The organism is Flavonifractor sp. An4 (assembly GCF_002161755.1).
GTDB classification, from domain to species: domain Bacteria; phylum Bacillota; class Clostridia; order Oscillospirales; family Oscillospiraceae; genus Flavonifractor; species Flavonifractor avicola.
In genome coordinates this window covers 107,202-132,675 of sequence record NZ_NFIL01000005.1, presented here as the reverse complement: position 1 = coordinate 132,675, position 25,474 = coordinate 107,202, and the positions used below count along the sequence as shown (strand labels likewise).

Genomic DNA, 25,474 nt, shown 5'->3' with positions numbered 1-25,474 from the left:
GCATATCTTTGATTCGATTCCATTCACTTTCTGTGAGTTCATATCGTTTTGTTCCCATATCAATAGTTTACTAAATCATATCCGTTTGTGCAACTTTTGTTTTTCAAACATGGCCTAAACGCAATTGGAAATAATTTAAATCAACTGGCTTGGGCCGCGAATCAAGGTGCACCTATCAGTGTGGAACAACTGGCGGCAATCCAACAGACGTTGGAGCAACTATGGCATTGGGCAAAATTTGATTCTAAACCGATCGAAACACGCAAAAAATAATCAATTGTACATGGAGATAGACAGGTATAAAACAAGTCACAAGGAGGGCAGCCCAACCGGGTTGCCCTCCTTGTTGTATTTACCCCAAAGGCACCTTGTTCCTTCTCCCATGAACTGCTATAATAATACAAATAACAGAATACATTGGGGAGGATTTCTACTATGGCAGAAACCAACACCAGCAACATTGGATTTGAAAAACAGATTTGGGACGCGGCCTGTGTGTTGCGGGGCAATCTGGATGCCTCGGAGTATAAATCTGTCGTCCTGGGTCTGATTTTCTTAAAATATATTTCCGACCGCTTCGAGGCCAAGTATCAGGAGCTTGTGGATGAGGGCGATGGCTTCGAGGAGGACAAGGACGAATACACCGCCGAAAACATCTTCTTTGTGCCGGAGAATGCCCGGTGGCGTGTGATCGCCGGGGCGGCCCACACGCCGGAGATCGGTACCGTTATTGACGATGCCATGCGGGCCATCGAGCAGGAGAATAAGCGGCTGAAAGACATCCTGCCCAAGAATTTTGCCCGCCAGGAGCTGGACAAGCGCCGCCTGGGCGATGTGGTGGACCTGTTCACCAACATTCAGATGGTGGAGCACGGCAACAGCAAGGACATCCTGGGCCGCACCTATGAATACTGCCTGTCCAAGTTTGCCGAGCAGGAGGGCAAGCTGGCCGGGGAATTCTATACCCCCGCCTGTGTGGTCAAAACACTGGTGGAGATTTTGCAGCCCTACAACGGCCGGGTGTACGACCCCTGCTGCGGCAGCGGCGGTATGTTTGTGCAGTCGGCCAAGTTCATTGAGAACCACGGCGGCAATATCAATAAAATTTCCGTCTTTGGTCAGGACTCCAACCCCACCACCTGGAAGATGGCCCAGATGAACCTGGCCATCCGTGGCATTGAGGCCGACCTGGGTAAGTTCAGCGCCGATACCTTCTTCAACGACGCCCACCCTCAGTTGAAGGCAGACTTCATTATGGCAAACCCGCCTTTCAACCTGTCCGGCTGGGGGCAGGACAAGCTGCTGGACGATGTGCGCTGGCAGTACGGCACGCCCCCGGCGGGCAACGCTAACTTTGCCTGGCTCCAGCACATGATCTGGCACCTGGCCCCCAACGGCCGCATGGGCATGGTGCTGGCCAACGGCTCCCTGTCCTCCCAGAGCGGCGGGGAGGGGGAGATCCGCAAAAATATCATCGACGCCGATCTGGTGGACTGCATCGTGGCCATGCCCTCCCAGCTGTTCTACACCACCCAGATTCCCGTCTCCCTGTGGTTTTTGGCCAGGAATAAAAAGCAGAAAGGGAAAACCCTGTTCATAGATGCCCGGAAGATGGGTACCATGGTCACCCGCAAGCTGCGGGAGCTGACCGACGGGGACATTCAGAAGCTGGCAGACACCTACAACGCCTATGTGGACGGCACCTTGGAGGAAGTCAAGGGCTTCTGTGCCGTGGCTGATACCGAGGAGATCGCCAAGCAGGACTACATCCTCACCCCGGGCCGGTATGTGGGCATTGAGGAGCAGGAGGACGACGGCGAGCCCTTCGAGGAGAAGATGGGGCGGCTGACCAAGGAGCTGTCGGAGCTGTTCCGGAAGTCCCATGAGCTGGAGGAGCAGATCAAGGAGCGACTGGGGGCGATTGGGTATGAAGTGTGAGCCAACCATTATGAAATTAAAAGATTTGTGCATTGGCGGAAAAGGAAAATACGGAATTCCTGCGTCCGCCGTTCCGTATAGTGAAAATCTTTATACCTATCTTCGAATAACTGATATAACGGATGATGGAAGAATCAATAAATCGGGTCTGGTTTCTGTGGACGATGAAAAAGCAGGGGAATATGTGTTGCAACCTAATGACATCGTATTTGCACGCACAGGCGGAAGTACTGGACGGAACTATTTTTATGATGGGACAGATGGAGAGCTTGTGTATGCAGGATTTCTTATTAAATTCAGTATTGACCCAAACTGTGTAAACCCTAAATATGTGAAGTACTATTGTCAGAGCAAACCATACAGAGACTGGGTGAATTCATTTAATACTGGAAGTACCCGCGGAAATATTAACGCACAAACATATGCCAATATGGAACTTCCTGTTCCTTGCCGCAAACAACAAGATTTACTGGTTGACACATTATCAGCTCTCGATGAGAAAATCGAACTGAACAACAAGATCAACGAGAATTTGCAGCAGCAGGCACAAGCAATATATCAAGAGTGGTTTGGCAATATCAATATGGAAAAAGAACAAGGAACGCTTGCGGATATATGTACCTATTCCAAAGACAGAGTATCTGTTTCTGAGCTGGATATTAGCACTTACTTCTCAACAGAGAATATGCTGCCAGGAAAGACTGGCGCTGCGGAGGCTTCCAGCCTGCCGACAACAGCACAAACAACGGCGTGTCGTGTGGGGGATACCTTGATTTCCAATATCCGTCCCTATTTTAAGAAAATCGTATACTGCCATGAGGAGTGCGGATGCTCAACAGATGTTTTGTGCTTTGTACCTGCTTATCCCAAGTATTCGGCCTACTTATACAGTACCCTTTATTCCGATAGATTCTTTGACTTCATGGTAGCAGGCTCAAAAGGAACAAAAATGCCCCGTGGAGATAAACAACAGATTATGACTTATCCAGTCGCACTTCCTACAGATACTGAACTGGGAAGGTTTAACTCGGTAGCGGTTCCTATCCTTACCCAAATTCAAAATAACCGCAACGAGAACAAAAGGTTTTCTGTATTGCGGGATACTCTTTTACCAAAGATTATGAATGGAGAAATAGATGTAGATGGAATCTGAATTAATACGGGCAGTAGATAACATTGCAAACAATATTGACGCTTTGGCACAACCAAGACTTATTGACTGGTTGGCAGTCTTGATTTCAGTTTTGAGTGTATTACTTTCAGCAGCTGCTATATGTTTTGCGGTTAAAGTAGCAGATAAGCAAAATAAAATTATGTTATTTGAGAAAAGATATGAGATTTATAACATTTTTTGCAAATGTATCATTTTTGCTAGAATGTTAGAAAATTTACATACAAGCAAGGATATAATTGACGGGTATAAAATGTTGTTTTTTGATAAATGCTTACCAGAAAACAGAACCGGCAATAACGTTATAAATGAACAACGTATAGCTATGATCAGAAAAGTTGAAGTGTGTTTTTATCTTTTGCCAAGCTTAGATCAAGAGAATTTAATAAGTATATTTCGACAGTTAGATAATTTGATGGAGGCCTGTCTTTTGGATATAGATACAGCAGATTTAAGGAAAATGATAAAATCATATTCCAATATTGTTAAGGCAAACTCTCAATCACTTTTAGCTAGTTTTGATATCTATTTGCTTATGAAATAGAGGTGACCCACCATGCCCTTCACCGAATCCAACTATGAAAACGCAGTCTTGCAGCTTTTCACCCAAACCCTGGGCTACTCCTACGCCTACGGCCCGGACATTGAGCGGGACTACCACTCGCCCCTGTATGAGGACGAGCTGCTGCCCACCCTCCGGGCCATTAATCCCACCATGCCCCAGGCGGCGCTGGACGATGCGGTGTACAAGCTGAAAAACTTTGAGTCTGGAACTCTTTTGCAGAAAAACATGATTTTTACCGACTATCTGCAAAACGGCGTACCGGTGAAGTTCGTGGTGAAGGGGGAGGAGCGCTCCGGTCTGGTGTATCTGGTGGACTACCAGCACCCTGAGCGCAACCAGTTTACCGCCGTCAACCAGTGGACGGTGATCGAGAACAGCGAAAAGCGGGCGGACGTGGTGCTGTTTGTCAACGGCCTGCCCTTGGTGGTGGTGGAGCTGAAGTCCCCCTCCCGGGAGGAGACGGATGCCTCCGCCGCCTACCGGCAGCTGCGCAATTATATGTATGAGATCCCGTCCCTGTTCATCTATAACCAGGTCTGCGTCATAAGCGACCTGAACACCTCCAAGGCGGGCACCATCACCTCCGGCGAGGACCGCTTTATGGAGTGGAAAACCAAAGACGGCAGCTATGAGAATACCCAGGCCGCCCAGTTTGACACCTTCTTTGAGGGCATTTTTGAGAAAGAGCGGTTCCTGGATATTCTCCAGAACTTTATCTGCTTCAATGTGGACGGGGCCAACACCTTTAAGATTTTGGCGGGCTATCACCAGTATTTTGCAGTCAAGAAAGCCATTGAGTCTACCAAGCACGCCACCGTTACCGACGGCAAGGGCGGCGTGTTCTGGCACACCCAGGGCAGCGGCAAGTCCCTGTCCATGGTGTTCTATGCCCACTATCTGCAAACGGCGCTGGAAAGCCCCACCATTGTGGTGATTACCGACCGCAACGATTTGGACAACCAGCTCTACGGCCAGTTCTCCCGGTGCAAGGACTTCCTGCGCCAGACGCCCCAGCAGGCCGAGAGTCGGCAGAACCTGCAGGAGCTGCTGGCAAACCGACAGGCCAACGGCATCATCTTTACCACCATGCAGAAGTTCGAGGAGACCGGCGGGGCATTGTCTGAGCGTCGGAATATCGTGGTTATGGCAGACGAGGCCCACCGGGGCCAGTACGGCCTGACGGAAAAGGTGGTCACCAAGCAGAATGAAAAGGGCGAGCTGGAGGTCAAAACCTCCATTGGCACAGCCCGCATCATCCGGGACAGTTTGCCCAATGCTACATACATCGGCTTTACCGGCACGCCCATTTCCTCCAAGGACCGCAGCACCAGGGAGGTATTTGGCGATTATATCGACATCTATGACATGACCCAGGCCGTGGAGGACGGCGCTACCCGTCCGGTCTACTATGAGAGCCGGGTGATCCACCTCAAACTGGATGAGGCAATCCTGCACCGGATTGACGTTGAATATGAGATCATGGCCCTGAATACAGACCCCTATGTGATCGAGAAGAGCAAGAAGGAACTGGGTCAGATGGAAGCGATTCTAGGCGCTGACCAGACTATCGCCTCGCTGGTGGACGATATTTTAAACCATTACGAGAATTACAGAGCCGGTCTGCTCACTGGCAAGGCCATGATCGTGGCCTACTCCCGCCCCATTGCAATGAAGATTTACAAACGCATCCTCCAGCTGCGCCCGGACTGGACCGAAAAGGTGGGCGTGGTTATGACCCAAGGGAACAACGACCCGGAGGAATGGCGGGAGATCATCGGCAACAAGGCCCATAAGGAAGACTTGGCCAGGAAGTTCAAGGATAACGATTCCCCTCTGAAAATCGCCATCGTGGTGGATATGTGGCTCACCGGGTTTGATGTGCCGTCTCTGGCTACCATGTATGTGTACAAGCCCATGTCCGGCCACAACCTGATGCAGGCCATCGCCCGGGTGAACCGGGTATTCCAGGATAAAGAGGGTGGCCTGGTGGTGGACTACGTAGGTATTGCCGCCGCCCTGAAACAGGCCATGAATGACTACACCGTGCGGGATAAAAAGAACTACGGTGATCCGGACGTGAGCAAAGCGGCCTATCCCAAATTTTTGGAGAAGCTGGAGGTATGCCGGGATCTGTTCCACGGCTTTGACTACGCCACATTCCTATCCGGGGACGATTTGGAAAAGGCCCGGATGATCAGCGGCGGAGTCAACTTCTTGTTGGGAAAGTCGGTAGCCGAGCATGACCTGCCCGATAAGGAAAAGACCCAGAATGTCTACATTAAGGAGGCGCTGCTGCTAAAGCAGGCGCTCTCCCTATGTGGCAGTCTGGTGGACAGCAAGACCCGGATGGAAGCGGCCTACTTTGAGGCAGTACGGACCATGCTGGTTCGGCTGAGCAGCGGAGGCGTTGCTGGAAAGAAATTTACCCTACCAGAGGTCAACGAGCGGATCAATGAGCTGCTGAAACATACCATCCAAAGCGAAGGGGTCATCAATCTGTTTTCTGATGTGGGGACGGAGTTTTCGCTGTTTGATCCTAAGTTCCTGGAAGAGATCTCCCGCATGAAGGAGAAGAACCTGGCAGTGGAGCTGCTGAAAAAGCTGATTGCCGAGCAGGTTTCTGTCTACCGGCGCACCAATGTGGTGAAATCGGAAAAGTTCTCCGAGATCATCCAGAGTGCCATGAACCGCTACCTCAACGGGATGCTGACCAATGAGGAAGTCATAGAGGAACTCCTGAAGCTGGCTAAGGACATTGCTGCCGCCAATGCGGAGGGAGAGAAGCTGGGTTTGTCCGCTGAGGAATTGGCTTTCTACGACGCACTGACCAAGCCCCAGGCTATCAAGGATTTTTATGAGCATGACGAGCTGATTGCCATTACAAAAGAGCTGACTGACCTGCTGCGGAAAAACCGCACCATCGACTGGCAAAAGAAAGAGAGCGCCAGAGCTGGTATGCGCCGTCTGGTGAAACGACTGCTGAAAAAGCATAAGTATCCGCCGGATGGGATGGAGGATGCGGTGCAGACGGTTATGAGCCAGTGCGAGATGTGGACGGATCAAAATGGTGGGAATTGTTTTTAGTGCGACTTAAATTGGGAGGCATATGTGTGAATAATGACACTGCATTTGTATTTGATACTAACTTTATTATTCAGAACCATGAGTTGGAATTGGTTGTCCAGAAGCTAAACGAAAAAGGCTTTTCTGTTTATATAACACAAGTGGCTGTTGATGAACGAATTGCACAGGAATGCAATAAGCAGAAAGAAAAATATGATGAACTCGAAAAAGCAAGACATAAATTCTTTGATATTGCCTCAATTGAAATAAAAACAAAATATGAGGAAATCCAGCGTTACTACAAAGAGGGGATGAAGAAAAAGTATGAAGGCCTCTTTGGAAAAAATATAATTCCGTTAACCGTAGATGAGGACACTTTTTCTCGTGTCTTAGAACGTGCGTATGCAAAGACTCCACCTTTTATTAGGGGGTCTAGTGATAAGGGTTTTAAAGATTCACTCATGTGGCTGTCTCTTATTGATTACTTTACAAAAAGTGGGGAACCTAAAGTAGTTTTTGTAACAGATGATAATGGGTTTCGTGATAATATTGATATCTTACAAAAAGAATTTAGCAGTGCTACAGGAAAGACAATTGAGATTAAAAGCAATTCTTATTACAATGAACTTGTTGATCCGAAACCTGAGCCTAAGCAAGCAGTGGAAGTAAAATATGAAGTTGATCTGACTGATTTACGTAATGAAATTCAAGAGACAATTCATGACCTATGTTGGGTTGAGACAGAGGATTACTGGGGAAATACAGAATGGTATAAAACATTTACTTCTTGTAAAGCATTTGATACTGTATATGTAACGCAGATATTTGAACAATTGGAAAACAAAATACAGTCTCACATCTTAGAAACAAGTATATCAGCCTCTGTCATCCTTGATATAGATAACCGTATTAGAGACGGTAATGCTGCAATTCCTATGACAGCATTAGAAAGGGCACGAAATCTCTACATCAAAATGAAACGTCAATACATAAATTATATGCAGCCATTTTATTCAGCAACTATTAGAATTTTGAATCAAAATTGTGAATATCCAATTGACCTTTCAGATGATGAAGAACTACCTTTTTAGAGCAACACTAGTGTTGTGGATTATTGATATAAGTATTTGAATAATACTATGACCGTCCAGACCGAGTCAATGCGCCATGAAGGGCTGGATACAACAGAATAGATATTGCATTTCTTTGCCTGAATCTAGGAAAAGATCCGAGTTGTGTAGAAACAGCTTACCTACTGCTTGTGGTGTATGTAATCACTCAAAAGTAGAAATTATTTTTGTGATAAAAAGTAGAAGAGGCAACAATTCGTGTTATCTCTCCTGTGATAGGTAGCTTAAAAGCTGTTGTATAAATGCTGTTTGATCCAATGCAGTAAATTCTATTCCTGAGCAGAACCGTCAATGTGGTGAAATCAGAAAAGTTCTCCGAGATCATCCAGAGAACCATAAGCGATACCTCAACGGGATGCTGATCAATGAGGAGATCATTGAAGAACGTCTGAAGCTGACAAAGGACATTGCTGCCGCCAATGCGGAGGGGAAGAAGCTGGGCTTGACCGCCGAGGAGCTGGGCTTCTATGACGAGTTGACCAAGCCCCAGGCCATCAAAGATTTTAATGAGCATGGCGAGTTAATTGCTATCACAAAAGAGCTGACCGATCTTTTGCGAAATAACCGCATCATCGACTGGCAGAAGAAAGGGAGCGCCCGAGCCGGTATGTGCCGGCTGGTAAAACGACTTCTGAAAAGGCACAAGTACCCACCGGAGGGTATGGGAGATGCAGTGCAGACAGTGATGAGTTAGTGCGAGATGTGGACGGATCAGGAACGTGGATTATAATATGGGGCTATTGGTTCTGTGGACTGATCACAGTAATGCTGAGGAGATGCCTGATTTTCGCGCTACATTTTTAAATAAGATTTTGTATGGTGATGTTAAAACAGCGGTTTTGTAATGTAATACCTTCATGGTAAGATAACCAAAAAAGGTGGAGTAAAACAGCTCTTGTCATCAGAAAAATTAGATGTATAACTGTGTGTTATCTTTACAGCGCCATTCGGAGATGTTAGAAATTATGGCACTACATAAAGATTTGGATCTTTTATGTGAGTAGAGCTTAAGTTCCCGCAAATACATAGGAAAGAGTGAAGATGCTATGAAATATGTTATATCAGGAAATTTTTTTAAGCTACCGCCATGGAATGAAACTTTGCCTGATATGATGGATGGTATCATCGACAGTACAGAAAAACTTGTAGAGGGAAATATTGGACTCGCAATTGCCAAGCTTGCTGCAGTAGTTATGCGTCCGATTCTGCCATATCAAAATAATGACGAGGCTATAGTGTGGAAGCTACTCATAAGAAGTGCGTTAAAAGCATGGCGGGATTTCGCAACAAGCGTAATCCCACAGGACATAGAGGGCTTTCAGCTTCCTGAAATGTGGGATAAGAGCGGACTTAGTAAAAAAACGAAAGAGTACCTCCAGACATTTGATGCCTGTACAATTGATCGAGAATTTTTTGATGCACCAGGAGATTCCGAAATTGCGGACTGCCTCATGGAAGTCTTATGTGAATCACTTCAAGGTGTTGTGGAAAAAAGTGAAAATATCATCAGTGAGTTTAGGGGGGCCTGGCCACGCTTATTTTCTTATGCGGTGGAAGCCGAGTATGCGGCACATTTGGAGCAATATTCCCCTCTTTTTAATAAACTAAACACACCAATGGCAACATATAATCAGCAATTGAAGGCCAAACACCATTACTGTGAGGAATTACTTAGATGGAAAAGTGAATGTGTTTTTGGAGAGGAAAGTGTTCATAATGAGGACATTTATATCCCCCTAATAGCCAGATCCGAAACGGCTGAAGTATTTTCGTATCAATATGATAGTATGCCTGAGTACATTGATCTAGATCAATATTTGGTTCAATGGGCCCTTGGCGAAGTGCCTTTGTCAGTGCCGGACAGAAGCCATGAGACTGTCTGGCGTAAACAACTCAGAAAAATTATCGGAGGGGATCAGAGGCTTTTTATCATTCATGGAGAACCCGGCTCCGGAAAGTCTACAGTTCTAAAACACTTTGCCATGCGCTTGGTAGAGGAACACTTGACACCGATTTTTGTTTCATTAAAAGAGGTTCCATTTTCACAATACCCCAATAACTACATAGCAGCTCTAAGTAATCATATCAAAAAGAACTTTCCTTGGATACTGGGGGCCATATCCCGGAATTCAATATCTCGGTCAGATACAATTGTTATTTTAGATGGATTGGATGAAATTACTGGTAAGGTGTGGGATAGTGCAAAAAAAATTATAGAAGATTTAGATCAACTCCCCTGGGGAAGCCATGTCAGAGTGTTGATTAGCGGCCGTACGCAGTTGATTACAAAATGTGTTGAAAATTTACAAAATGCACAAATTTATCAAATCAATCCTCTTGTTAAAGGAATTCAGGAGGAGCTGTGGGAGAAGTTGCAGACTGCATTTTCCTTTCAAATTGAATTTGAAGAGATAGATAAACATCTTCATCTACAAGAACTACTTGATAAGCCACTTCTGATGTTCTTGATTGCATGGCTGCAAAAAAATAGCGAGAAATCCATCCTATCAATTAAAAATACCTCGGATTTGTATAATACAATAATTGAGTGCCTGTACTACAGGCGACACAGCGGGCAATATCTTAACCCGGCAAAATATCAGGACTACCGTACTGTGTTGGAAATGCTTGGGCGAACCGCACAAAAAAGCAACAGCAATGTCGCAAATATTAATGATGTGAAAACCTATGCTGAAGCGACCAACCGGAAAGAACTATTTGATAAATGGATTAATTCTTCTTCTATTACTACTTCCAAATTATTGCTGGCTTTTTTTGGTTTTGCAAATAAAGAATCCATGTCGATAAGTTTCTACCATCGATCTTTTGTAGAATTCCTAGCCATAGAGGATCTTTCAAATCAACTTATGTTTTTGCCTCAGGATCTAACAAAAGGCCCAGAGGGGATTGAAAAATTAAATAAGCTGTTTGATCAATATAATCTATTCCATGGAGAGGATAGCCACATAGAAGATTTTTGGCTAGGAAGGCTAGAATTTATATCGGAAAATAATGAGAAATTTAAAACGCTGATTCGTATACTGGGCGTAGTGTTGACCTATGTGGATAAAAGTGAGCTATCTGAAAATTCACGCCAAAACATTTTGAAAGCAGTAGTTATATTGTTTAGATTTTTAGAGGATAGAGGGCTCGAGATGCGACTTGAGCCTCATAGTTCATTGAAAAATATTCATACCTTTCGGTCCAATATAATTCCATCGTTGAGAATGCAGCAAGAGACCGGTGTGGAATTTTGTGATTTTTCCAATGCTAACATAAGCAGGCTGAAATTGTGTAGCACAGTACTACTTTCAGATTGCTATTTCAATGCCGCTAAGATTGGATGTCTATATGCATATGTATTAGAAACCGAACATACGAAGCACCAGAGCTCAAACAGTGTAGTTCAATTGCATAAACTGCAGTGTTATGCTACTAAATTTTCATCCGTAGATCTTACGAATACGCAAATTAAAGAATGTGTCTTTGATGGAACTGAGTTTATCTACAACCGGTGGCAGAGGGTAGATGCAAAAAACGTCAGTTTTCGGTATGCGTTTTTTAAAGAGTCTGAGTTTTGTTGGGTAGAATTAAACAGAGCGGACTTTTCCTATTTAAATATAATACAAGCAACAAAAATTGAGGCTTCTGCAAAATTTAAACTAATTGCCTCAAAAATCTTACATAGTAGTTTTAATAATGCAGATTTGAGAGGGGCGGAGTTTGTGAATGTGGAAATACAGGATTCTACATTTCAAAATGCAAAGTTAGCTTGTTCAAAATGGATACGAGCTAAAGTGGGGCAAGACGATAGGGAGCATAATAGAACCAGCGGGAGTCAGCATAGAGGGGAGAATAGAATAGGTCAAAAATATACTAAGGAGGATGAACATATCATGAGTTTATCAAGGGTAGATTTTACAAATGCGGACCTCTCGTTTGCCAAGTTTGACAGGGGGATAGTCTTTGTTGACTGCATCATGAAAGGAGCAAAACTGGATGGTGTCTCTATGGTGGATTTTGATTTAACCAAAGCGAACATTATTCAAATGCTTTCGGAAGCAGATCTCCACAATGTCAATTGGAACGGTGCAGAAAAATTTAAATCTTGCTTTGAGGGCCTATGAAAAGAGTAGATATCCAACATTTTTGTAGCCTTCCAAACACTATTCTCAGGGCAATCGCGGATTTTGAATAAATACCACTTTAGTGTATTTGCGCTTCCTTATATGCATTTTTCGTATTTTGGCCCTCTATGGGAAAGTTATATGGATTGTTAATTTATGGTGGAATGGATTACAGATGCGCTTATAGCAATCGGTTATAATGAAAGCGTTATCGGCAATTAATAATGCGATAAAGACGGTTGTAAAATTGCCGATGCTGAGGTATACTAAATAAGAAGGGAGTGGTTATATGCATCTTCTTTCTGTTCAGGAAGTAGCAAAAAAATGGGGAATTTCCGAGAGAAGTGTGCGGAATTATTGCGCAGAGGGAAGAGTGAATGGCGCTGTTCTGGTGGGCAAGACGTGGAAAATTCCTGCCGATGCAGAAAAGCCGCTCCGTCTGAAGAAAGGTGAAGGTAACTATAGCCCTCTGCTGCAGCGGCTAAAGCAGGAGCAGGCTGGCAGGCAAACTGGAGGTATTTATCATAAAATCCAGATTGAGCTGACCTACAACTCCAACCACATGGAAGGTAGTCGCCTCTCTCATGAACAGACACGATTCATTTACGAAACCAATTCCATTGGCGTGACAGATGAAAGTGTCAACGTGGATGATGTGGTGGAGACAGTTAATCACTTCCGCTGTATCGACTTGATCATCCAAAAAGCCTGTGAGCCGCTGACAGAGACATTGATTTTGGAGCTTCATAGAATCCTGAAAACCGGTACGTCAGACAGCTGCCTGGATTGGTTTGCGGTAGGAGAGTATAAAAAGGTACCCAATGAGGTGGGAGGCTGTGAAACGACGCCCCCCCAGGAAGTTGCCAGTGCAATGAAGCTGCTGCTAGAGGAGTATTACCAAGTAAAAGAAAAACGGCTGGAGGATCTGATTGATTTTCATGTGCAATTTGAGCGCATCCATCCGTTCCAAGACGGCAATGGCCGGGTAGGACGATTGATCTTGTTCAAGGAATGCCTGAACTATGGTATTGTTCCTTTTGTGATCCAGGATGATCTGAAGATGTTCTATTACCGGGGATTGAGCCAATGGGGCCGCGAAAATGGTTATCTGATGGATACCTGCCTGACGGCACAGGATCGTTTCCGGGCGTATCTGAAATACTTTAATATCCCTGCCTGATCCTGTGTGTCGAGAGTGAATTTTTCAGATGACCTTTCTCTTGAGTTTAAAGGAATACTCTGGTATAATCAAAATAAATTAGACGATTATTTTGCAATAAGTTCTGTTTCTGAATGGTCTTTTGTGAAGTAATTATGGCTTGCAAATGGTGCTGATTTTTGCTTGTCGTCGCAGTAGTAAACCGATGCTATTTTGATACTGGTAAAGTTGGATACCATAAAACTGCAAGTAAAATATTAACAAAAAAGCGAATATTTCTCCCGCATAAAGAACATAAATAGCCTTAGAATTGTAAGAATTTGCCGAATGGGAGTGAGCCAACAAAGCCGGCAAAGCATTGCGTCGCAATGCTTTGCCGGCTTTTATAATGCGATATGGAGGTAAAGTGGAAATCTGGCAGAAGAATCCGACAAAGCAGATGAAACACGGCCTGCAATGTGATATAATATGGTCCGTTAAGCAGGGGCGATATAGGGACCGCTGTTTCCCTGATTTTTGCCATGCTCTACTCTTTCTGTTAAAGGGTGAAACCGTATGATTCAATATGATCCTCAACGCCGTACCATCACGCTGCACACCCGCAGCACCAGCTATCAGATGAAGATCGATGCCACCGGCGTGCTGCTTCACACCTATTATGGTGAGAAACTGCGAAAGGGAGATCTTTCCCGGCTGATTTGCCCCGAGGACCGGGGCTTCTCTCCCAATCCGGACGAGGTGGGGGTGGATCGTACCTGGTCCCTGGATACTCAGCCCCAGGAGTATTCTTCCAGCGGTGTGGGTGACTTCCGGCAGCCTGCCCTGGAGGCCGACCTAGCGGATGGCAGCCACATTGTGGACCTGCGCTACACCAACCACACGGTTGCCGAGGGCAAGTATGCGCTGGAGGGTTTGCCCGCCTTCTACGGTGAGGGTGTGACTGCCCAGACGCTGACCGTAGAACTCCAGGACAAGTGCAGCGGCCTGACGGTGGAGCTGCTGTATGGCGTTCTGGAGGAGTACGATATGATCACCCGGGCCGTCCGGGTGCGCAATAACGGGGCTGTCCCCATCCGGCTGACCCGGGTGACCTCCGCCTGCCTGGATTTCCCTGTGGGCAATCACGATTTCATTACCCTGGGCGGTGCCTATGCCCGGGAGCGCGAGCCGGTACGGACTGCCCTGACCCAGGGTGTCCACACCGCGGGCAGCGTCCGTGGTTCCTCCAGCCACCAGCAGAACCCCTTCCTGGTACTGTGCGATCCGGATACCACCGAGGATACCGGCCGCTGCTGGGCCATGGCTCTGGTGTACTCAGGCAATTTCTTGGCCTCGGTGGAGCACACCCAGTTCCATGAGACCCGGATGACCATGGGGATCCATCCGTTCCACTTCTGCTGGCAGCTGGCGCCCGGCGAGACCTTTACCGCGCCGGAGGCCGCTATGGTGTTCACCCGGCAGGGCCTGGGTCATATGAGCCGCCTGTTCCACCGGGCCATCCGCCTCAATCTGTGCCGGGGTCCCTGGAAGGATGCCCGCCGTCCCATCCTCATCAACAACTGGGAGGCCACTCTCTTCGACTTCGATGCGGACAAGATCTATTCCATTGCCCAGGCTGCCAGCAAGGTAGGCGTGGAAATGATGGTGATGGACGATGGCTGGTTCGGCCAGCGCAACGACGATTTCGGCGGACTGGGCGACTGGAACGTCAACCAGGAGAAGCTGCCCGGCGGACTGGCACCTCTGGCAGAGCGCATCAAGGGCCTGGGTATGAAGTTCGGCATCTGGGTGGAGCCGGAGATGGTCAATGAAAACTCCGACCTCTATCGGGCCCACCCTGACTGGGCCTTCCAGGCCCCCGGCCGTCCTGTCACCCGGGGCCGGTACCAGCTGGTGCTGGACCTCACCCGTGCCGAGGTGCGGCAGTATATTCTGGACAATCTGCGGACCATGCTCAAGAGCGCTGACATCTCCTATGTCAAGTGGGACATGAACCGCAGCCTCACCGATGTGTGGAGCGCTGGTCTGCCCGCTGAGCGCCAGGGCGAGGTGTACCACCGCTTTGTGCTGGGCGTATATGAGATCCTGGAAGCCCTCCATCAGGAGTTCCCCAATCTGCTCATTGAGGGTTGCTCCGGCGGTGGCGGCCGGTTCGACTGCGGGATGCTCTACTATACCCCCCAGATCTGGTGCTCCGACAACACCGACGCCATGGACCGGCTGCGTATCCAGTACGGTACCTCCTACTGCTACCCCTGCTGTACCATGGGTGCCCATGTGTCCGCTGTGCCCAACGGCCTGACCCACCGGTCCACGCCCCTCCATACCCGGGGGGTGGTGGCCGCTGCCGGTACCTTTGGCTATGAGCTGGACCTGAATGAGCTGTTTCAGGAGGAGCTGGAGGAGGTGGCGGCCCAGATCGACGCATTCCGGTCCTACTGGGATGTGGTGATGCGGGGAGACTACTACCGCCTCACCGACCCCTTCCAGCATGAGTGCTTCTGTGCCTGGATGCACGTCTCTCCCGATCAGGAGCGGGCCGTGGTCAGTGTGGTCCAGACTCAGCGCCACGCCAATCCGGTGCGGCCCCTGCTGCGTATGAAGGGATTGGACCCGAACAAGGATTATCTGGTGGATGGCAAGGTGTACGGAGGCGACGAACTGATGTATGCCGGGCTGGCCCTCCCGTTCCTGGACGAGTGCCAGGCGGTACAGTATCAGATCAAACAGGTGTAAAAAAGAGGATCTGCTGCATTATGCAGCAGATCCTCTTTTTATATGTTACTCCAGAACCCAGGCGGCAGCCTGCCAGGGCTGGAACTCCAGCGTTCCGGGAACGGCGGCGGGGGCCTCCGCCCAGTTGGCGATGAGCAGGCGGCTCTTCCGGCCTGCAAGCTCCTCCGGCAGGGCAAAAGTCGCCGGCTGGCCGGACAGGTTGCATATGGTGAGGAGGGTCTTGCCCTCCAGAGTGCGCAGATAGGCAAACAGCTGGGGATGGTCCGGCAGGATCAGCTGGTAGCTGCCGTACACGATGAGCTCGTTGTCCGGGGAGTTGCGGCGCAGGGCGATAAGCTTCTGGTAATAGTGGAACACAGAGTCCGCCCGATCCAGCTGTTCCTTGGCGTTGATTTCCCGGTAGTTGGGATTGACCATGATCCAGGGCTCGCCGGTGGTAAAGCCGGCGTTGGGGGAGTCGTCCCACTGGAAGGGGGTGCGGGCGTTGTCCCGGCTCTTGTAGGCGATGGCCTCCAGCAGCTCCTCCGGCTGGAAGACGCCCCGGGCGGTGAGATCATGGTAGGCATTGATGGACTCCAGGTCCCGGTAGTTCTCAATGGGCCCGAAGGGCACGTTGGTCATGCCCAGCTCCTCCCCCTGATAGACGTAGGGGGTGCCCTGCATCAGGTGGAGGCAGGTGGCGATGCACTTGGCGGATAGTTCCCGATACCGGGGGGAGTCGTCTCCCAGCCGGGAGACGATGCGGGGCTGATCGTGATTGCAGAAGTAGAGGCTGTTCCAGGCCACGTCCTCCAGCTCGTTCTGCCACCGGGACAGCAGTTTCTTGAGGGCTACCAGATCGATCTTTCGGGTACTCCATTTGCCGGTGACCGCGTCGCCGCCGTCCAGGTCCACGTGCTCGAACTGGAATACCATGTTCAGCTCGGTGCCCTGGGCGTTGGCGTACTGCTTGGCCTGGTTGACGGTCACACCGGCGCACTCGCCCACGGTGAGCAGGTCGTATTTGGAGAGTACCTTCCGGCGCATCTCCTGCAAATACTCGTGGACGTGGGGGCCGTTGCAGCAGCCCAGATTGCAGGAGGCATAGAGGGCGCCGCCGGTGGGCATATCGGGCAGACCCTCCCGCTTGGAGATCATGGAGATCACGTCCATGCGGAAACCGTCGATGCCCTTGTCGCACCACCAGGTCATCATGTCAAAGACGGCGTTACGCACCGCCGGGTTGTCCCAGTTCAGGTCGGGCTGCTTGGGGGAGAAGCAGTGGAGGTAGTACATATCGGTGGCGTCATCATAGGTCCAGGCGGAGCCGGAGAAGGCAGAGCCCCAGTTGTTGGGCTCTTTACCCTCCTTACCCTCCCGCCAGATGTAGAAATCCCGCTTGGCATTGTCGCGGGACTGGCGGCTCTCCACAAACCAGGCGTGCTCGTCAGAGGTGTGGTTGACCACCAGATCCATTACGATCTTGATGCCCCGAGCGTGGGCCTCGGCCAGCAGGCGGTCAAAGTCGGCCATGGTGCCGAACTCCTCCATAATGGCCTGATAGTCGCTGATGTCGTAGCCATTGTCGTCGTTGGGAGAGCGGTAGACGGGGGAGAGCCAGATCACATTGGCTCCCAGCTCCTTGATGTAGTCCAGCTTGCTGGTGATGCCGGGCAGGTCGCCGATGCCGTCGCCGTTGGAGTCACAGAAGCTGCGGGGATAGATTTGATAGATAACGCTCTCTTTCCACCATGCTTTGTTCATGACCAATCACTCCTCCGTATGCAGGTACCAGGCAAAGCCGTAGGGGTAGAGCTTTACTTGCCTGAGATCATCAAAGGTCCCGCCGTAGATCAGCTCCTCAAAGGGACCCTGGTCAGCGTTGGAGACGGTGACAAATTCCTGACTGAAGTTGAACAGGGCGATGAGCTTGCGGCCCTGGTACCACCGGCCGATGCCCAGCACCCGGCTGTCCCCGGTGTCAAAGGTCCACATCTCCGCCCGGGCGTCAAAAGCAGGCTCTGCTGCCCGCAGCTCCTCCAACCGGCGCAGGCCGATGAACTGCTTGCCCTGGCGGGTGGTGGGATCGTGGCGCATCTTGGCCAGATCCCACTGGAAGTCGCCCCGGTGGATGTAGCGGCTGTCGTCCCACTTCTCGCCGTCGTGGTGGTAGGAGTAGTCGTTGAGCTGCCCCACTTCGTCCCCGCTGTACAGCACGGGGATACCGCTCTGGGTGAGCATCCAGGCGTGGAGCATCAGGTCGCAGGAGATTGCCCGCTCCAGCTTGAAGGGGTCACGCTCATAGTCGGCGGCCTCCACTCCGCACAGGGAGGCGGTGGTGCCGCACAGCCGGGCGTCGCCCAGCCGGGGATCGTCGTTGTAGAGTTCGCCCCGGCTGTTGCTGCCGGGCAGCTTACCGGTAAAGAAATCATTGAGATACTTCTTGTGGGCGACCTCGTCGGTGCCGAAGTGCTCCTTCAGCCAGGGGTAGTCCAGGCCCCAGCCGATGTCGTCGTGGCAGCGCAGATAGTTGAGGAAGAGAAAGTCCCGGGGCAGGGCGCACACCGCGTCCACCTGGTGGCGCAGCAGGGACACATCGGCGGTGGCCAGGGTGTGCCAGGTGGTGGCCATGGTGGTCACGTTGTAGAGCATATGGCATTCCGGCTTGTCGGTGCTGCCGAAGTAGGGGGCCACCTTGGCCGGCTCCATCACTACCTCGCCCAGCAGCAGTACACTGGGGCAGACGATCTCGCACACCATACGCACCATCCGCACCAGGGTGTGGACCTGGGGCAGATTGCGGCAGTCGGTGCCCAGCTCCTTCCAGATATAGGGCACCGCGTCCAGCCGGATCACGTCGATGCCACGGTTGGCCAGGTAGAGCAGGTTCTCGGTCATGTCGTTAAATACCATGGGGTTGGCGTAGTTCAGATCCCACTGGTAGGGGTAGAAGTTGGTCATGACCGCCTGCTTGCAGTCGTCCAGCCAGGTAAAGCTGCCGGGGGCGGTAGTGGGGAAGACCTGGGGCACTGTCTTTTCGAACTCCCGGGGGATATCCCAGCTGTCATAGAAGAAATAGCGCTCCCGGTAGCCGGGCTCGCCGGCCCGGGCCTTTTTGGCCCACTCGTGGTCCTCGCTGGTGTGATTCATGACGAAATCCAGACAGAGGCTGATGCCGTCTTTCCGGCAGGAATCCGCCAGGTGCTCCAGGTCGGCCATGGTGCCCAGCTCGGGCTGCACCTTCCGGAAGTTGGAGACGGCGTAGCCGCCGTCGCTGCGGCCCTTGGGGCTCTCCAGCAGGGGCATCAGATGGAGATAGTTGACCCCGCACTCCTTCAGATAGGGCAGCTTCTCAGCCACCCCATTGAGGGTGCCGGCAAAGGCGTTGGTGTAGAGCATCATGCCCAGCAGTTCCCGGCGGCGGTACCAGTTGGGGTCGGCTTCCCGCTGGGCGTCCTGGACCCGCAGGTCCGCCTTGCGGTCCTCCCAGCTCCGGCGGAGCATCTGGGTAAAGTAGTCAAAGGCGCCCAAATCGCCGTGGTACAGCTCGCAGTAGAGCCACTTCAATTCATCGTAGTGCCGGGCCAGACGGTGCTCAAAGACGGAGAAATCCGCTCCGATCCCCACCTGGGCGGGGGTTAGTGGTTCTGCCGCCTTGGTTTTCTTTTTGGGTTTGGACGCCTTGGGGACGGTTGTCTCCGCCGCCTGCTGAATCAGCCGGTCGGTCTGTCCGGCGGTGGTGGGGGCGGCTTCCTTGGTCTGCTTACGCTTCATGGGTGTTGTCTCCTTCCTCCAGCTCCGCCATGGTGGGCATGGCGGGAATGGCTCCGCTGCGGGAGCAGGTCTTGGAGGCCGCCCGGTTGGCAAAGGCAAGGATGGCTTCCAGTTCCGGGGCAGTCAGGCCCTCCAGGGGCTTTTCGCCCCGACTCACCAGACGGCTGAGCACTGCGCCCAGGAAGGTATCCCCGGCGCCGTTGGTATCGGCCACAGTGGTGGCTACGCCGGGCACCAGGCCGGTCTTGCCCTGCCAGCGGTAAAAAGCACCCTTGTCGCCCAGAGTCACAAGGATCAGGCGAATCCCTTCAGCCTCCAGCCGACGGGTTCCCTCTTCGGGATTGTCGGTGCCGGTGATGAGGGGCAGCTCCTCGTCGGACAGTTTAAGTACATCCACCAGGGGCAGAGGCCTCTTCATCCACTCCACCGCCTCTTCCTGGCTGTTCCATAGGGCGTCTCTGTAGTTGGGATCATAGCTTACCAGCACACCGGCCTCCCGGGCGCTCTGTGCGGCAAAGAGGGTGGCCTCCCGGGCGGGACCGGCGGTCAGGCTGACCGAGCCGAAGTGGAGCACTTTGCTTCCGGCGATCAGCCCAGTGTCCACCTCTTCCGGCTTCAGGTTGCAGTCTGCCCCCCGCACAAAGCGGAAGGAGCGCTCGCCGGTGTCGGACACGGCCACCACAGCCATGGTGGTGGCAGCGTCGTCGGTCCGCAGGCCGGACACGTCTACCCGGTTCTCAGTCAGCACCCGGGTCAGGTAGGCGCCGAATCCGTCCTGGCCCACCTTTCCGATAAACGCGGTATTGGCCCCCAGCCGGGCGGCAGCCACTGCTACGTTGGCAGGGGCGCCGCCGGGATTGGCGGCAAACAGCGGTACCTTTTGCTCATTGACCCCAGTCTGGGTCAGGTCGATCAATACTTCGCCAATGGCGGTAATATCCATCATGGACAATCCATCCCTTTCTCCTTGAAATAGGTCCTCAGCCGTCCTCCCTGGGGGTAAGCAGCTGCTCCACCGGACCTTCCAGCCGGTCCTTCAGGCCGTATACCACATGGCTGACCACATAACGGCCGCCGTCCACAAATATCTCGATCAGATGGTCGTCTACAAATATATCCAGCCGGCAGCAATCCTCGCCCAGCGCCGGAGTCTGGGCGGTGGTCCGATAGTTGGGCAGATGGGGGAATACCTGGCTGCGGTCGGTGACGATCCGGCCGTCCTCCAGCGCAATCCGGTAGCCGCACACGTCCAGCACATCCCCGGACCGGAGGGTGGTTTTCAGGCGGAAGGGACGATTCCGCACCGCCTGGTCCCAGCTGCCGTCCACAGGGCGGAAAAGGGACTCCACATTGGGATGGGGGACAAAGCAAAGCTTGCCCTGCCGCAGCTCCAGCACCCGGGGCAGGCTCATCATGCCATTCCAGGGGCCCCGGCCGTCCCCAGGGTCCTCTGCCGCCTGGGGCATCCGCATCCAGGCGATGAGCACCCGACGGCCCTCCTGATCCACAGCGGTCTGGGGGGCATAGAGATCCAGACCATAATCCACAAACTGCATCGGCCCCTTGAGGGCGAGGGTGCAGGTCTGGTGGTCAAAGTCCGCCAGGCCCCACATGGCGTGGTGGGCATATTCAATCTCCGGTTGGGTGACGCCCATGGGGGAGCCCAGGAGCACAAATGCCTCCCCCAGCCGGACCAGATCGGGGCACTCCAGCATGGTACGGAACTCCGGGGAGGAGTACTGGTTCACATAGTCCCAGTGCAGAGCGTCCCGGCTGCGGTAAAAGAGGGCCTTGCCCTGCTCCTTGCGGAAGGTGCTGCCCAGAATCATGTAATAGAGCCCATCCTTTTCCCACACCTTGGGGTCTCTGGTGTCCTTGGGGTCGCCGATGGATTCGTCGGCCAGCACCGGGATGATCTGGCGCTTGGCTCCCATGTTGTCAAAGGTGCGCCCGTCGTCGGAGATTACCATGGCCTGACTGGTCACAAATGCGTCGTTGGGGGGAATGTGGATGTCCTCCTCGTTCTGCTGGAGGTAGTGCACGGCGGAGTAGTACAGATACAGCTTTCCGTCCCGTTCCAGGGCGCTGCCCGAAAAAACGCCGTTCTGATCGTAGCTCTTGGTGGGATAGAGGGCTACCCCCAGGTGCTCCCAATGGACCAGGTCGCGGCTCACCGCATGGCCCCAGTGCATGGTACCCCAGCGGGGGGCGTAGGGGAAGTGTTGGTAAAAAAGGTGGTACTCACCTCGATAATAAATAAAGCCGTTGGGATCGTTGATCCAGTTTCCCGGCGCTTTCAAATGCAGGGTGTCTTTCCGCATGGGTGTGCTTTTTCTCCTTTCCCTGTAGCCCCTGGGGGCAATGCTGAAAGCAGTATAACCGAAATTCTACCACAAGGGCAAGAGACCCTTGTGGTAGAATTGAACGGGTTTTGTTATTTGACTGCGCCGGAAACAACGCCGCCGATGATCTGCTTCTGGAGGATCACATAGAGGATGAGAATGGGGATAACGCACAGCAGCAGGCCGGCCATGATGGTGCCGTAGTCGGCGGAATAAGTACCGTAGAAGCTGTAGGTGGACAGGGGCAGAGTGAGCAGCTCCTTGTCGGTCAGCACCAGGGAGGGCAGCAGGTAGTCGTTCCAGAAAGCCAGGGAGTTGAGGATCACCATGGTGGCGATGATGGGCTTGAGCAAGGGGAAGACGATCTTGAAGAAGGTCTGCCGGTGGGTGCAGCCGTCGATGTAGGCCGCTTCCTCCAGGGCGATGGGGATATTGCCCTTGATAAAGCCGTGGAACATGAACACCGACATGGCCATGGAGAAGCCGGTGTGCATGAAGATCAGGGTGATGCGGTGGTTGAGCACGTTGAGGGTGCCGCCGTAGATGCTCACCAGGGGAATCATGATGGCCTGGAAGGGGATGATCATGGAGGCCACCATCAGAGCAAAGGCAATCTTGGAGATGATGTTGTTGCGGCGGACGATGTAGTAGGCCAGCATGGAGGACAGCAGGGTGACCAGCACGGTGGCCGACACCGTTACGATCAGGGAGTTTTTAAACGCGTTGAGGAAGTCCATCTGGGTAAAGGCCTTCACGAAGTTGTCGAAGGACAGACCCTTGATGGTAAACAGCCAGGAGAAGGGATCGGTGATGATATCCCGCTTTTCCTTCAGGGAGTTGATGACCACCATGATGAAGGGGAACATATAGGCGATGAAGATGATGATCATGCCGGTCATGGCCAGCGCATTGGCTACCTTGCGCTTGGTGCCGCCGATGGTCGAGTTATTCATTATGCATCCACCTCACGTTTCTTGGTCAGGTACACCTGAATACCGCTGATGATAGCCACGATCACAAACAGGATCAGGGCCTCAGCCTGGCCCACGCCGAACTGACGGGAGGTAAAGGCCTTTTCGTAGACGTGCATGGCGGCCATCTCGGTGGTGCCATAGGGAGCGCCGGCGGTCAGGGACAGGTTGACATCGTACACCATGAAGGCGCGGGACAGGGTGAGGAACAGGCAGATGGTGATGGAGGACATCATCAGGGGCAGGATGATGTGACGCAGCTTGGTCCAGCCGGTAGCGCCGTCGATGCTGGCGGCCTCCATCACGTCCTTGTTCAGGCCCATAAAGCCGGCCACATAGATGAGGATCATGTAACCGGACAGCTGCCATACGGAGACGAACACCAGAGCCACAAAGGCCAGGGTGGGGTCAGACAGCCAGGAGGCACCGAAGAGCTCCCAGCCGGTGGCCTCGCCGATGCCCACGAACACACGGGAGAATACGAACTGCCAGATATAGCCCAGCACCAGGCCGCCGATCAGGTTGGGAGTAAAGAAGCCGGCCCGGAAGAAGTTCTGACCCTTAAAGCCGCGGGTCAGCAGGTAGGCGATGGCAAAGGCCAGAATGTTGACCACCACTACCACGACCACCACATATTTGAAGGTCAGCAGCAGGGAGGACCAGAATTGGCTGTCCTTAAGTACACTGAGGAAGTTGGCTCCGCCGATGAAGTTCTTTGTATCGGAGACGCCGTTCCAGTCGGTCAGGGTCAGATAAATACCGTAGATAAAGGGGATGATTACCACTGCCGCGAAACAGAACAGGCCGGGCAGGGCAAATCCGCAGAAATCTTTTCCTCCGCTTTTTCTTTTCATCCTAGCTCCTCCTTATTGCTGCTCGTCCCAATAGGCCACGATGGAATCGATCAGCTCCGCCCGGTCGCTTCTGTCGGCCAGATACTTCTGCATGGCGGCGCCCAGAACAGACCAGTGGTCGTTGGGAACAATGGCGGACGCGTTGAAGGCGGTACCCTCATGCACCCGGCTGTAGATGTCCCGGCTCAGGGGATCAGAAGGCTCATAGGGGTTGTTCTGGAAGGGGGGGATGATCTTGCAGGTCTTGACCAGCATCTGCTGGCCGATCTCGCTGAACACGATCCAATTCAAAAACTCCTTAGCCGCAGCCTGCTCCTGCTCCGTGGCCACGACCCCGTCCAGCATGACCTGCTTGGAGGGAGAGGCCTGGATCTGCTGGTTCACGAAATCGTCGGGGTCATTGTTCATGAAGTAGGGCAGGAAGCCGTACTCATCGTCCTCCTCGGCGTCGGCCTCGGCCAGGTTGGGCCAGGCCCAGTTGCCGTTGAACCAGAAAGCAGTCTTGCCGTCGGCCAGGTCGATGGCCATCTCGTCATAGTCGGCGCCCAGAGGGTCACGATAGGCCACATTGTACTTCTTCAGGATATCAAACATATCCAGGAACTGGGACATACGGTCATAGGTGGTCAGATCCAGCTGACCGTCCTTGATCAGGTTGATACACTCCGCGGCGCCGTCAGAGGTGCCGTCGTAGGTCTCATAGATGTACTGCAGGTGATGGGCGCCCAGGGACCAGTCCTCCATAGCCAGGGAGATGGGGTGCTCCATGCCGGCTTCCACCAGCCGGTCCAGCAGGGCCACAAAGTCGTCCTGGGTCCGGATGGTGGTGGGATCAAAGGGCTCGCCCAGGGTCTCCTCGATGACTTCCTTGTGGTAGATGATGCCGCGGCCCTCAATACAGAGCGGGAAGCTGTACACTTTGCCGTTGATTTCAGTGGTATAGCCCTCTGCCTCGGCGATCCAGGGCTGGTCGGACAGGTCAGCCGCCTTTTCCTCAGCCAGGGCGATGACGTCAGTGGTGTCCAAAATGGACAGCGTGGGGGGATTACCAGAGTTGTACAGGCTGACTACTTTGGTATAGGGGGAGTCGCCGTCAGTGACGGGCATGACTTCCACGTGTACACCGGACTTTTCCTCGAAGGCCGCTGCCATTTCCACCAGAGCGGTCTGGATCTCGGCCTTGGAGTTGAGCAGGGTGATGTTGGTGCCGCTCAGGGACGGGTCGTATTCAAAGGTGTCCACCGACATATCGATGGGCTCCACCGCTTCCACCGCGTTGGGGTCGTCCGGATCGCTGGCAAAGCCGAACCGGCATCCCGACAGCATTCCAGCCATCAGGGAAGCCGAAAGACCCAACGCAATGAATTTGGTCAATGCGTGTTTCTTCATTGTCTCTCCTCCTGTTTCCTCTTTTTTTCTTTGAATTGGTGACGAAAGAATATAAAAACCGGTTATGTAACCGGTAATGGAACCGGTTATTCTTAAATAATATTACTCCTTATGATGAGCTTCCGTCAATGCTTTTCCCCCGCTGGAAATATTTTTGTAAAATCCGCCTCATTTCCAGTGCTTGAAATTATGCACAATTACACCCAGCTTCCCCGAGACCAAGGGATTGCATCCATTTCTTCTCTTTGCTATAATAAAATTCAATCAATTCCGAGA

Annotated in this window: 15 protein-coding genes and 1 pseudogene; 9 read left to right on the top strand and 7 right to left on the bottom strand. The window is 52.0% G+C overall.

Annotated features, from left to right (window positions below; translation table 11 throughout):
• The first annotated feature begins 435 nt into the window (after positions 1-435).
• The 9 genes and pseudogenes from B5F94_RS04155 to B5F94_RS04115 all read left to right on the top strand — a co-directional run bounded on the left by B5F94_RS04155 (position 436) and on the right by B5F94_RS04115 (position 15,889).
• Positions 436-1,938, top strand: coding sequence for a type I restriction-modification system subunit M (locus B5F94_RS04155; protein WP_087328008.1), 1,503 nt, complete (start codon positions 436-438; stop codon positions 1,936-1,938).
• Positions 1,939-1,948: 10 nt separating this feature from the next.
• Complete coding sequence (locus tag B5F94_RS04150; protein ID WP_242965574.1) at positions 1,949-3,091, top strand: restriction endonuclease subunit S; 1,143 nt, start codon at positions 1,949-1,951, stop codon at positions 3,089-3,091.
• Positions 3,081-3,653 carry a hypothetical protein gene (locus tag B5F94_RS04145; protein WP_087328001.1) on the top strand — a complete coding sequence of 191 codons (573 nt, stop codon included), beginning with the start codon at positions 3,081-3,083 and terminating at the stop codon, positions 3,651-3,653. Before B5F94_RS04150 ends, B5F94_RS04145 begins: the two co-directional genes overlap by 11 nt.
• A 12-nt stretch (positions 3,654-3,665) precedes the next feature.
• Positions 3,666-6,758, top strand: coding sequence for a type I restriction endonuclease subunit R (locus B5F94_RS04140; RefSeq protein WP_087327999.1), 3,093 nt, complete (start codon positions 3,666-3,668; stop codon positions 6,756-6,758).
• Positions 6,759-6,784: 26 nt separating this feature from the next.
• A complete protein-coding gene (locus B5F94_RS04135; RefSeq protein ID WP_087327996.1) occupies positions 6,785-7,828 on the top strand; it encodes a PIN domain-containing protein in 1,044 nt (347 codons plus the stop codon).
• A 329-nt stretch (positions 7,829-8,157) separates the two neighbouring features.
• Positions 8,158-8,561: pseudogene (locus B5F94_RS04130) on the top strand (type I restriction enzyme endonuclease domain-containing protein); the annotation flags it as partial.
• A 352-nt stretch (positions 8,562-8,913) separates the two neighbouring features.
• The gene (locus tag B5F94_RS04125; RefSeq protein WP_087327990.1) at positions 8,914-11,994 is read left to right on the top strand and encodes a pentapeptide repeat-containing protein; all 3,081 of its coding nucleotides are present in this window, start codon (positions 8,914-8,916) and stop codon (positions 11,992-11,994) included.
• Positions 11,995-12,283: 289 nt separating this feature from the next.
• Positions 12,284-13,174 carry a Fic family protein gene (locus tag B5F94_RS04120; protein WP_087327986.1) on the top strand — a complete coding sequence of 297 codons (891 nt, stop codon included), beginning with the start codon at positions 12,284-12,286 and terminating at the stop codon, positions 13,172-13,174.
• A 534-nt stretch (positions 13,175-13,708) separates the two neighbouring features.
• A complete protein-coding gene (locus B5F94_RS04115; protein ID WP_087327983.1) occupies positions 13,709-15,889 on the top strand; it encodes an alpha-galactosidase in 2,181 nt (726 codons plus the stop codon).
• Positions 15,890-15,934: 45 nt separating this feature from the next.
• Here the strand turns inward: B5F94_RS04115 and B5F94_RS04110 are convergent, their stop codons facing one another.
• From B5F94_RS04110 to B5F94_RS04080, 7 genes are all read right to left on the bottom strand, one after another.
• The gene (locus B5F94_RS04110; RefSeq protein ID WP_087327980.1) at positions 15,935-17,632 is read right to left on the bottom strand and encodes a glycoside hydrolase family 13 protein; all 1,698 of its coding nucleotides are present in this window, start codon (positions 17,630-17,632) and stop codon (positions 15,935-15,937) included.
• 6 nt (positions 17,633-17,638) lie between these two features.
• Complete coding sequence (locus B5F94_RS04105) at positions 17,639-19,642, bottom strand: alpha-amylase family protein (protein ID WP_204247467.1); 2,004 nt, start codon at positions 19,640-19,642, stop codon at positions 17,639-17,641.
• Positions 19,632-20,588, bottom strand: a complete 957-nt coding sequence (locus B5F94_RS04100; RefSeq protein WP_242965573.1) for a carbohydrate kinase family protein — start codon at positions 20,586-20,588, stop codon at positions 19,632-19,634. Before B5F94_RS04100 ends, B5F94_RS04105 begins: the two co-directional genes overlap by 11 nt.
• A 34-nt stretch (positions 20,589-20,622) precedes the next feature.
• The gene (locus B5F94_RS04095; protein ID WP_087327977.1) at positions 20,623-21,963 is read right to left on the bottom strand and encodes a glycoside hydrolase family 32 protein; all 1,341 of its coding nucleotides are present in this window, start codon (positions 21,961-21,963) and stop codon (positions 20,623-20,625) included.
• A 113-nt stretch (positions 21,964-22,076) separates the two neighbouring features.
• Positions 22,077-22,937, bottom strand: a complete 861-nt coding sequence (locus B5F94_RS04090) for a carbohydrate ABC transporter permease (RefSeq protein WP_087188254.1) — start codon at positions 22,935-22,937, stop codon at positions 22,077-22,079.
• Positions 22,937-23,809 (bottom strand): carbohydrate ABC transporter permease, encoded by an 873-nt coding sequence (locus B5F94_RS04085; RefSeq protein WP_087188255.1) that lies wholly within the window; start codon positions 23,807-23,809, stop codon positions 22,937-22,939. The genes B5F94_RS04090 and B5F94_RS04085 overlap by 1 nt, the downstream gene beginning before the upstream one ends.
• A 12-nt stretch (positions 23,810-23,821) precedes the next feature.
• The gene (locus B5F94_RS04080) at positions 23,822-25,198 is read right to left on the bottom strand and encodes an ABC transporter substrate-binding protein (RefSeq protein ID WP_087327974.1); all 1,377 of its coding nucleotides are present in this window, start codon (positions 25,196-25,198) and stop codon (positions 23,822-23,824) included.
• Positions 25,199-25,474: the final 276 nt, after the last annotated feature.

Coding starts and splice junctions, on each gene's coding strand:
- B5F94_RS04155 (WP_087328008.1), top strand. CDS start 436: ATGGCAGAAACCAACACCAGCAACATTGGATTTGAAAAACAGATTTGG.
- B5F94_RS04150 (WP_242965574.1), top strand. CDS start 1,949: ATGAAATTAAAAGATTTGTGCATTGGCGGAAAAGGAAAATACGGAATT.
- B5F94_RS04145 (WP_087328001.1), top strand. CDS start 3,081: ATGGAATCTGAATTAATACGGGCAGTAGATAACATTGCAAACAATATT.
- B5F94_RS04140 (WP_087327999.1), top strand. CDS start 3,666: ATGCCCTTCACCGAATCCAACTATGAAAACGCAGTCTTGCAGCTTTTC.
- B5F94_RS04125 (WP_087327990.1), top strand. CDS start 8,914: ATGAAATATGTTATATCAGGAAATTTTTTTAAGCTACCGCCATGGAAT.
- B5F94_RS04120 (WP_087327986.1), top strand. CDS start 12,284: ATGCATCTTCTTTCTGTTCAGGAAGTAGCAAAAAAATGGGGAATTTCC.
- B5F94_RS04115 (WP_087327983.1), top strand. CDS start 13,709: ATGATTCAATATGATCCTCAACGCCGTACCATCACGCTGCACACCCGC.
- B5F94_RS04110 (WP_087327980.1), bottom strand. CDS start 17,632: ATGAACAAAGCATGGTGGAAAGAGAGCGTTATCTATCAAATCTATCCC.
- B5F94_RS04105 (WP_204247467.1), bottom strand. CDS start 19,642: ATGAAGCGTAAGCAGACCAAGGAAGCCGCCCCCACCACCGCCGGACAG.
- B5F94_RS04100 (WP_242965573.1), bottom strand. CDS start 20,588: ATGATGGATATTACCGCCATTGGCGAAGTATTGATCGACCTGACCCAG.
- B5F94_RS04095 (WP_087327977.1), bottom strand. CDS start 21,963: ATGCGGAAAGACACCCTGCATTTGAAAGCGCCGGGAAACTGGATCAAC.
- B5F94_RS04090 (WP_087188254.1), bottom strand. CDS start 22,937: ATGAATAACTCGACCATCGGCGGCACCAAGCGCAAGGTAGCCAATGCG.
- B5F94_RS04085 (WP_087188255.1), bottom strand. CDS start 23,809: ATGAAAAGAAAAAGCGGAGGAAAAGATTTCTGCGGATTTGCCCTGCCC.
- B5F94_RS04080 (WP_087327974.1), bottom strand. CDS start 25,198: ATGAAGAAACACGCATTGACCAAATTCATTGCGTTGGGTCTTTCGGCT.